The organism is Lutibacter sp. (genome assembly GCF_046055765.1).
In the GTDB taxonomy this organism is placed as follows: Bacteria; Bacteroidota; Bacteroidia; order Flavobacteriales; family Flavobacteriaceae; genus Lutibacter.
Genome location: NZ_JASFZF010000141.1, coordinates 1 through 7,190, shown reverse-complemented (window position 1 = coordinate 7,190; position 7,190 = coordinate 1). Strand labels below are relative to the sequence as shown.

Annotated in this window: 6 protein-coding genes; all 6 read left to right on the top strand. The window is 29.0% G+C overall.

Translation table 11 applies throughout. The annotated features are described in order from the left end of the window. Positions 1-122 precede the first annotated feature (122 nt). The 6 genes from QM495_RS12790 (at position 123) to QM495_RS12765 (ending at position 6,857) form a co-directional block, all read left to right on the top strand. A complete protein-coding gene (locus tag QM495_RS12790; protein WP_408672504.1) occupies positions 123-680 on the top strand; it encodes a hypothetical protein in 558 nt (185 codons plus the stop codon). Next, positions 649-1,146, top strand: coding sequence for a hypothetical protein (locus tag QM495_RS12785; RefSeq protein ID WP_408672503.1), 498 nt, complete (start codon positions 649-651; stop codon positions 1,144-1,146). The genes QM495_RS12790 and QM495_RS12785 overlap by 32 nt, the downstream gene beginning before the upstream one ends. Positions 1,147-1,303: 157 nt before the next feature. After that, positions 1,304-1,708: a hypothetical protein gene (locus QM495_RS12780; RefSeq protein ID WP_408672502.1), complete on the top strand. Its 405-nt coding sequence runs from the start codon at positions 1,304-1,306 to the stop codon at positions 1,706-1,708. 13 nt (positions 1,709-1,721) lie between these two features. Continuing rightward, positions 1,722-2,090, top strand: coding sequence for a hypothetical protein (locus QM495_RS12775; RefSeq protein WP_408672501.1), 369 nt, complete (start codon positions 1,722-1,724; stop codon positions 2,088-2,090). A 147-nt stretch (positions 2,091-2,237) separates the two neighbouring features. Next, positions 2,238-2,963 carry a hypothetical protein gene (locus tag QM495_RS12770; RefSeq protein ID WP_408672500.1) on the top strand — a complete coding sequence of 242 codons (726 nt, stop codon included), beginning with the start codon at positions 2,238-2,240 and terminating at the stop codon, positions 2,961-2,963. 888 nt (positions 2,964-3,851) lie between these two features. Beyond that, complete coding sequence (locus QM495_RS12765; RefSeq protein WP_408672499.1) at positions 3,852-6,857, top strand: Eco57I restriction-modification methylase domain-containing protein; 3,006 nt, start codon at positions 3,852-3,854, stop codon at positions 6,855-6,857. Positions 6,858-7,190: the final 333 nt, after the last annotated feature.

The window sequence follows — 7,190 nt, the reverse complement described above, 5'->3', positions numbered from 1 at the left end:
ATGTTAAAAAGAAATTTTAAACTAAATTTAAACCTAAATTAAAAGCTATGGAAAATCTCGGTTTCAAATCCGCTTCTTTTCATGTACTAAACCGTTGGCTGTAATAAAAAAATGAAAATTCTATGAAAAGAATATTTTTATGGTTCTATGAGGGAAAACTTCTTTATCTCTCTGTAATTATTTTTATAATTGGACTAAACCTAGACAAAGCACCGAATGATTTTTTGCTGATTGATAGAATAAAAATATATGGATTAATTATTCAATTAATTGGAGCTTCAACGATAATAATTTCATTAAAGAAAAAATTGATTTTTTTCAAAGACTCTGGAATTATTCAATTTTTCCTTGAGTATTTTAAAAGATTTCCTTTTAAGAAAAAACAGAATATTGTAAATTTAAAAGGAACAATAAGAGGAAGTTCAAAATTAAGTGGTCGACTGAGCAAAACAATAAAACCATTAAAGAGTTTTGAGGAAATTACAGAATATTTTAACAGAGAAATAGAAAATTTGAAAAATGAAATTTATTTAGTAAAAGAAGATTTTAACTTGAAAATAAAAAGATATGAGAAAAATAAAATTATTATCCTTATTAGTCTTGATATTTGGAAACTTCCTAATAACAAGAGCTCAAGAAAGAACAAGTTTGTTCAAAGGTTTACTTATCGGTATGAATAAAAAAGAACTAAAAGCGGAGTATAAAGCTAACAAAGATTTCTATACAAACATAGATATTGGAAATGGTTGGATTTATAAAACAGATTTGTCGAATATGTTTATCGATTCAAAAACAGGATTGAAAGGAATATATTTTTTTCTAAAAGGAACTAGACTATCTGGAGTTGGATATCAAAATACTAGAAATGCTCTTGAAATGACGAGACAGTTTTTTGAAGAAATAGGATATATTGTCTTCTATGAAAATGAATATTGGAATCTTCCGCTTAATTTTAGTAGCACATACGGGTTAATAATGACAGATAAAGATAAAACCAAAATTGTTCATTTATTTCCTACGAAAGCTCCTGGTAATCCAAACTCTCATACTCCTGGACTAATACTTTATGAATATAAAATATTTATGGATAGTTACAAAAAGAGATTAAAGACAATTGAGGAAAAGAAAAAAAATGCAGGATTTTAAAAAAAACTACAGCCAACACCTCATATAATTTATGCTTAAATTTGACCTAGTACAAACTGACAAACATTCAACAAACGATTTGCTACCACCGAAAAATCTCCGATTTTTAGGCGCACAAATCATATAAAAACCCGTTGTACAATATTTCTGAGGAAAAATGAAATTAGAAACAAAATGTAAAAATTGTGGAGAATACATTGAGTTTTATGAAAATGTATCTGATAGAACTGAATTGAGTTTTGAAAAAGGAGACAAAATAGAATTAAATTGTAAAAAATGCTTAACACCGAATATTTATCATCCGAATCAAATTAGAGCAAAGAAAAATCGAGTTATTACAATTTTGGCATTTTTATTTTTTATAATTGGTTCTGTTCTGATTTATCATCTTTTAGGAGAATTTTATCTTGAGCATAAAGAATATATTGAAAGTCAAAAGAGCTATTCAAGTTTTGGAAAAATTATAGGTGCTTTGGCAATTCCATTTGTAATTTTTCAACTAATTGAAAACTCTCAAATGAAAAAAGTTAAGAGGTTTAACTCATATAGAATAAAAGAATAAAACTGGTGTGAATTTGAAAAATATATTAATTAGACTTTTGTATTTAATTCCTCTTTTAATATTCATTTTCGGATTTATCACGAGTAGAAATGAATTAAATAGTATGAGTTCCTTTGGTGCTGAATATTTATATATTTTTCTTATCCCAACTATCATTTTTTTATATCAAACAATTAGAAACTCAATTGTTGGTTGGATTTTAGTATTGATTCTGTATTTCGCATATTTAGGAATTTGGGTTAAAGAATTAATTGAGATGTATGACTTGGTTGGAGCTAAATATGAATATGTCCAGTATTTTACATTTTGGATTTATGTAATAATCTATTTAGGAATTGGATTGATTTATTATATTTATAGACCAAAGAAAATATTGATATAAAATAAAACATTGTACAACAATGGGTATAATTCATTGCTGGGTTTGGTGAAAGTCCGACAAACTTTCTGTATATTTAACCTGATTTCTAGCCCGAAAATCCTAGCGGATTTACAGCAACGAAATCATAACCCTAAACCGTTGTAAACAATGCTGAGAAACCTCATTTACATAACAATATTTCTAACTTCAATTTTGAGTTTTTCTCAAAACATAAAGTCAATTTCGGAATTTAAAAAAGTTGGAGATAGTTTGGTTAACAATAGATTGAGCGAATTTGACAAATCTGGAAATTTAGTCCGAGAAGTGAATTATGGAAAGTTTGATTCCAGATTAAAAACTTTCAGAAATAAAATTAGAACGTTCGAATTTAAAAATGGACAAAGAGTTTCGGAATATTTCTGCGAAAATTTTGTTTCTAAAGACACTTGCGTAATTCGTGCATTTTCGACTTACGAATTTGATAAAAAATATGGAATTGAAAAACAGATAAAATACGAGTCCGATTCTCTTATTCGTTTCATTCGAGAAACGAAAAAATCAAAAAGAATAAAAAGTTCTAAAACATACTCTTGGGAATTTATACCTGTCGAAAAACCTGATTTTGAAAAAGCCCTTGTCTTAGTAGACACAATATTTTATGACAAAAAGAAAAGGAAAACAAAAAGAGTAAGTTATAACAGTCATAAAGAAAAGCCAGTTGTTGAATTATATAAATATTCAGATAAGAATTATACTTATCAAACAATAGGAACATATAGAGATACAACTCTGACTTTTCAATATAATAAATTACAAAAATTAGCAGATAAAAAGTCATTGGATTATATATTTCAGAATTCCAAAAATTATAAATACGAAATAGAATATTACTAAAAGCACAGTTTACAACACCGTATATAATTTATTGCTAGTACTCGCCTACTTACGAAAATCCTCGCGGATTTTCTATTCGGTTTGTATTTGCTAAATTAGGTGTTTAAAAAACGCAACAAACCATATACAAACACGTTAACTAAAATTGCTCCGACAGATTATTTTATTGGCAAATTGAATGTGAAAAATGAGTTTTAAAAACTAAGTTCTTAAAAAACATTACCGAATTGAATATTGAAACGGTACGAATTGAGTCTGTGCTAAACGATAAATTTTAGAACAACTCCTACTCTACCGAATTTGAGTTTGGTGTTTAAAACAAGTTAATAAGCCGAGAAGAGAACAAGTTGAGATTGAAAAACAGAAACTGTAACTGAGTTTTATTCTAAAAACAGGCTAACAAAACGAAAAACTGAAAGTTTGATTTTTACAAAACGAAAATTCTGAGTAAATTGAAAAACTTTTATGATTTTCTCCACTCAAAACGGAGTTTTTATAAATCGGAACGGAAAGATTAAAAAAATTGAATTGAAAAATTAAAGAATGAAAAGAATTGCTATGATTGACAAAGTTTCGATGAAATTTAAATACTTTACTCAGCATTGCGTGTCGCAAGATTTAGTTAACACTGGGTATAATTCATTGCTACCGATAAACATTTTACGACAGAAATTAACTATATTTAAAAACGATTTCTATTCCGACAAATCCTGCGGATTTATCGCAACGAAATCATAACCCAAACCCGTTAGCTGCAAGGCGAAAACCAGCCGCACAAACAGCACATTTGTTTTTTTTGCCAACGCGAAATCCAACGCTTAAAAAAACAAAAGAGCTATTTTTTGCCATCACTCGGAATTAAAGTAACTTTGAAAAAAGATTAAAAATATGAGTCTATTTCAGAACTCTGTTCTAAATAAATATTTGAAAGGATTAGATGTGGAAAAAGTGAAAGAAGCTTTTGAGCGATTTACTAATCATTTTCACAATCCGAAAATTCAAGAAAACATTCGGAATTCTAAAGAGGAACAATATCAAGGTGAATTTCTAATTGACTTATTTGTAAATGTTTTAGGTTACACAAAAAATCCAACCCCAAATTTTAATCTCACAACCGAATTAAAAAATATAAAAGACTCGAAAAAGACAGATGGAGCAATTTTAAAAGGTGAAAAAGCACTCGCAGTAATTGAGCTAAAAGGAACAAACACAACCGATTTAAGCAAAGTAGAAACCCAAGCATTTGGTTATAAAAACAACCAACCAGGTTGTAATTATGTAATTACTTCCAACTTCGAAAAGTTGCGTTTTTACATTGATAACGCTGTAGATTTTGAGGAGTTTAATCTATTTCAACTAACAAAAGAGCGTTTCGAAATACTTTGGCTTTGTCTTTCGTCTGAATATCTTTTAAAAGACATTCCAAAAAAAATTAAAGATGAATCCTTAACGCAAGAGGAAAAAATCACAAAAGAACTTTACAAAGATTACGCATCTTTCAGAAATGAGGTTTTTGATAGCATCCAAAAGGAAAATCCTCAATACGACAAGCTGACTTTATTCAAAAAAACTCAAAAATTACTTGACCGTTTTCTTTTCATCTTCTTTGCAGAAGATAGATTATTACTTCCACCAAATTCTATTCGTTCAATTGTAAACCAATGGACAGATTTAAAAGATAAATACGATGAGTATTTTCCTTTGTACGACCGATTTCGAAAATATTTCGGTTATATGAATACTGGACACAAAGGACAACAGCACGACATTTTCGCTTATAATGGAGGTTTATTTGCACCTGACGATATTTTAGATAATATCAAAATAGATGACGATTTACTTCATAAGCACACAGTTAAATTAAGTAACTACGATTTCGAGAGTGAAGTTAGCGTAAACATACTTGGACACATTTTTGAACATTCATTAAACGATATTGATGAAATACAATCGAAAATTCAAGATGTCGAACCAGAATCCAAAAGAACAAAAAGAAAGAAAGACGGTGTTTTTTACACACCCAAATATATTACCAAATTCATTGTAGATAATACAGTAGGCAAACTTTGTGAAGAAAAGAAAATAGAACTTGATATTCAAGAAGATGAATATGAGAAAGAACGCAAGGGAAGAAAAAAAGCTACGTTAAAAAAACTCACTCAAAAATTAGAAGATTACAGAAAATGGCTTTTACAAATTACAATTTGTGACCCAGCTTGTGGTAGTGGTGCTTTCTTAAATCAATCTTTAGAGTTTTTAATTACAGAACATAGCTATATTGATGAATTACAAGCGAAACTTTTCGGAGATGCAATGATTTTAAGTGAAGTTGAAAATTCGATTTTAGAAAATAACCTTTACGGTGTCGATATAAACGAGGAAAGTGTTGACATTGCAAAACTATCATTGTGGTTAAGAACTGCACAAAAAGGGAGAAAATTAACATCTTTAAATAACAATATAAAATGCGGAAACAGTCTTATTGACGACCAAAATATTGCAAAAACTAAAGCCTTTAATTGGAAAGAACAATTTCCTGAAATATTTGCAAAGGGTGGTTTTGATGTTATAATTGGCAATCCACCTTATGGAGCAACTTTAAACGAATTAGAAAAGGAATATATCAGAGGTAAATACCAAACAATGGAAGGCGACTTTGATACATATATCTATTTTATGGAGTTAAGTCTTGACCTAATGAAATCTTCAGGAGAATGTGGTCTAATAATACCTAATAACATTTTACTTCAAAAGTTCGGTAGAAAATTAAGAGAGTTATTGCTAAAAGAAACAACTATAAACATAATTATTGATGTTGGTTATGATGCGTTTGAAGATGCAGTTGTCCCAACAACTGTAATAACATATTCAAACGCAATTTCTCAAAAAAATAAAGTTAAGTTTTTATTTAGACCAAAAAGAACTGATTTTGATATTCCATTTGAAGAATGTAATCAAGATGAATTTTTAGAAAATCAATTTTTTGCGTTTAATATTCAAATAACACCAACTGAAAAGGCTTTAATGAAAAAAATGAGAAAACTTGGTGTTCCTCTGAAAGAATTGTGCGAATTGAAAATTGGTATTGAATGCAAACCTAATTATATTAATGAAAGCCCAATTAGTGATATTAGTAAGCCAATGGTAAGAGGTCGAAATTTTCACAAATATAAATTGGACTTTGAAAGCGACCCGAAATATGTCGAATATGATAAAAAGCTATTACACAGAGCACGAGAAGAAAGGCTTTTTGATTGTCCAAAGAAAATAATTATTCGTCAAACTGGAGATAGGATTATTGGAACAATTGATACATCACGATTATATGCTTGGAAAAGTGTTTTTGTAATAGTTCCAACAGACAAAAAAGTTAGTCTTGAATATCTTTTAGCTCTTTTAAACTCAAGTACAATTAACTTCTACTATCAAAAAATAGTTGGAGAAAGAGGTAGAGCATTCGCACAAGTAAAAGGCGTAAATCTAAATCCAATTCCTTTAAAGATTGGAAACGAAAAAGAGCAAGAACTAATAAACGAAGAAATAGATAAAGCACTAATTGCAGGGAATAAACTTAAAGAATCGGATAAAAGGTTTAGGAACTATTTAGTAAAATCAACATCAATTTTATTAACCAGAAAACTTGATAATTGGTTTGACTTGGATTTTACCGATTTCATTTCAGAATTGAACAAAGCTTTCAAAAAAATTAATAGAGATTCTTTAACCAAAATGGAAGAAATGGAATGGTTAGAAATTTTTGAGAATAATAAAACTGAAACAAACGCTTTAAAAACAGATTTAAAGAATATCGAAAAAAGAATTGATAATTTAGTTTCGGAATTGTATAAGTTGACAAAAAAGGAAATTGATTTAGTGGAAAATGCCAACGCATAAAGCCATACACATTTGCAATCGCTACAGCCAACACTCAAGCCAAAATTGCAAAAGAGTATGTCTTTGCCAACGCTATCAACAGAGCGGAAAAGAAAGCCCAGACAGCTAACAAAGTATATAAAAAATAGCGGTTTTGGTGCTTTAACGAAATATTATTTATAAATTTAAAGTCAGTAATAATCCGAAAAGCTAGTGTTGTAAAATCCGCTACTTTTCATATACAAACCGTTGGCAAACATTTTGACCCGTCCTGAAATATGTATACACTAAACCACAAGTATATGTATAAAAATGACAGAGTAACTAGACGTTACAGCGAACCTTTCAAATTAA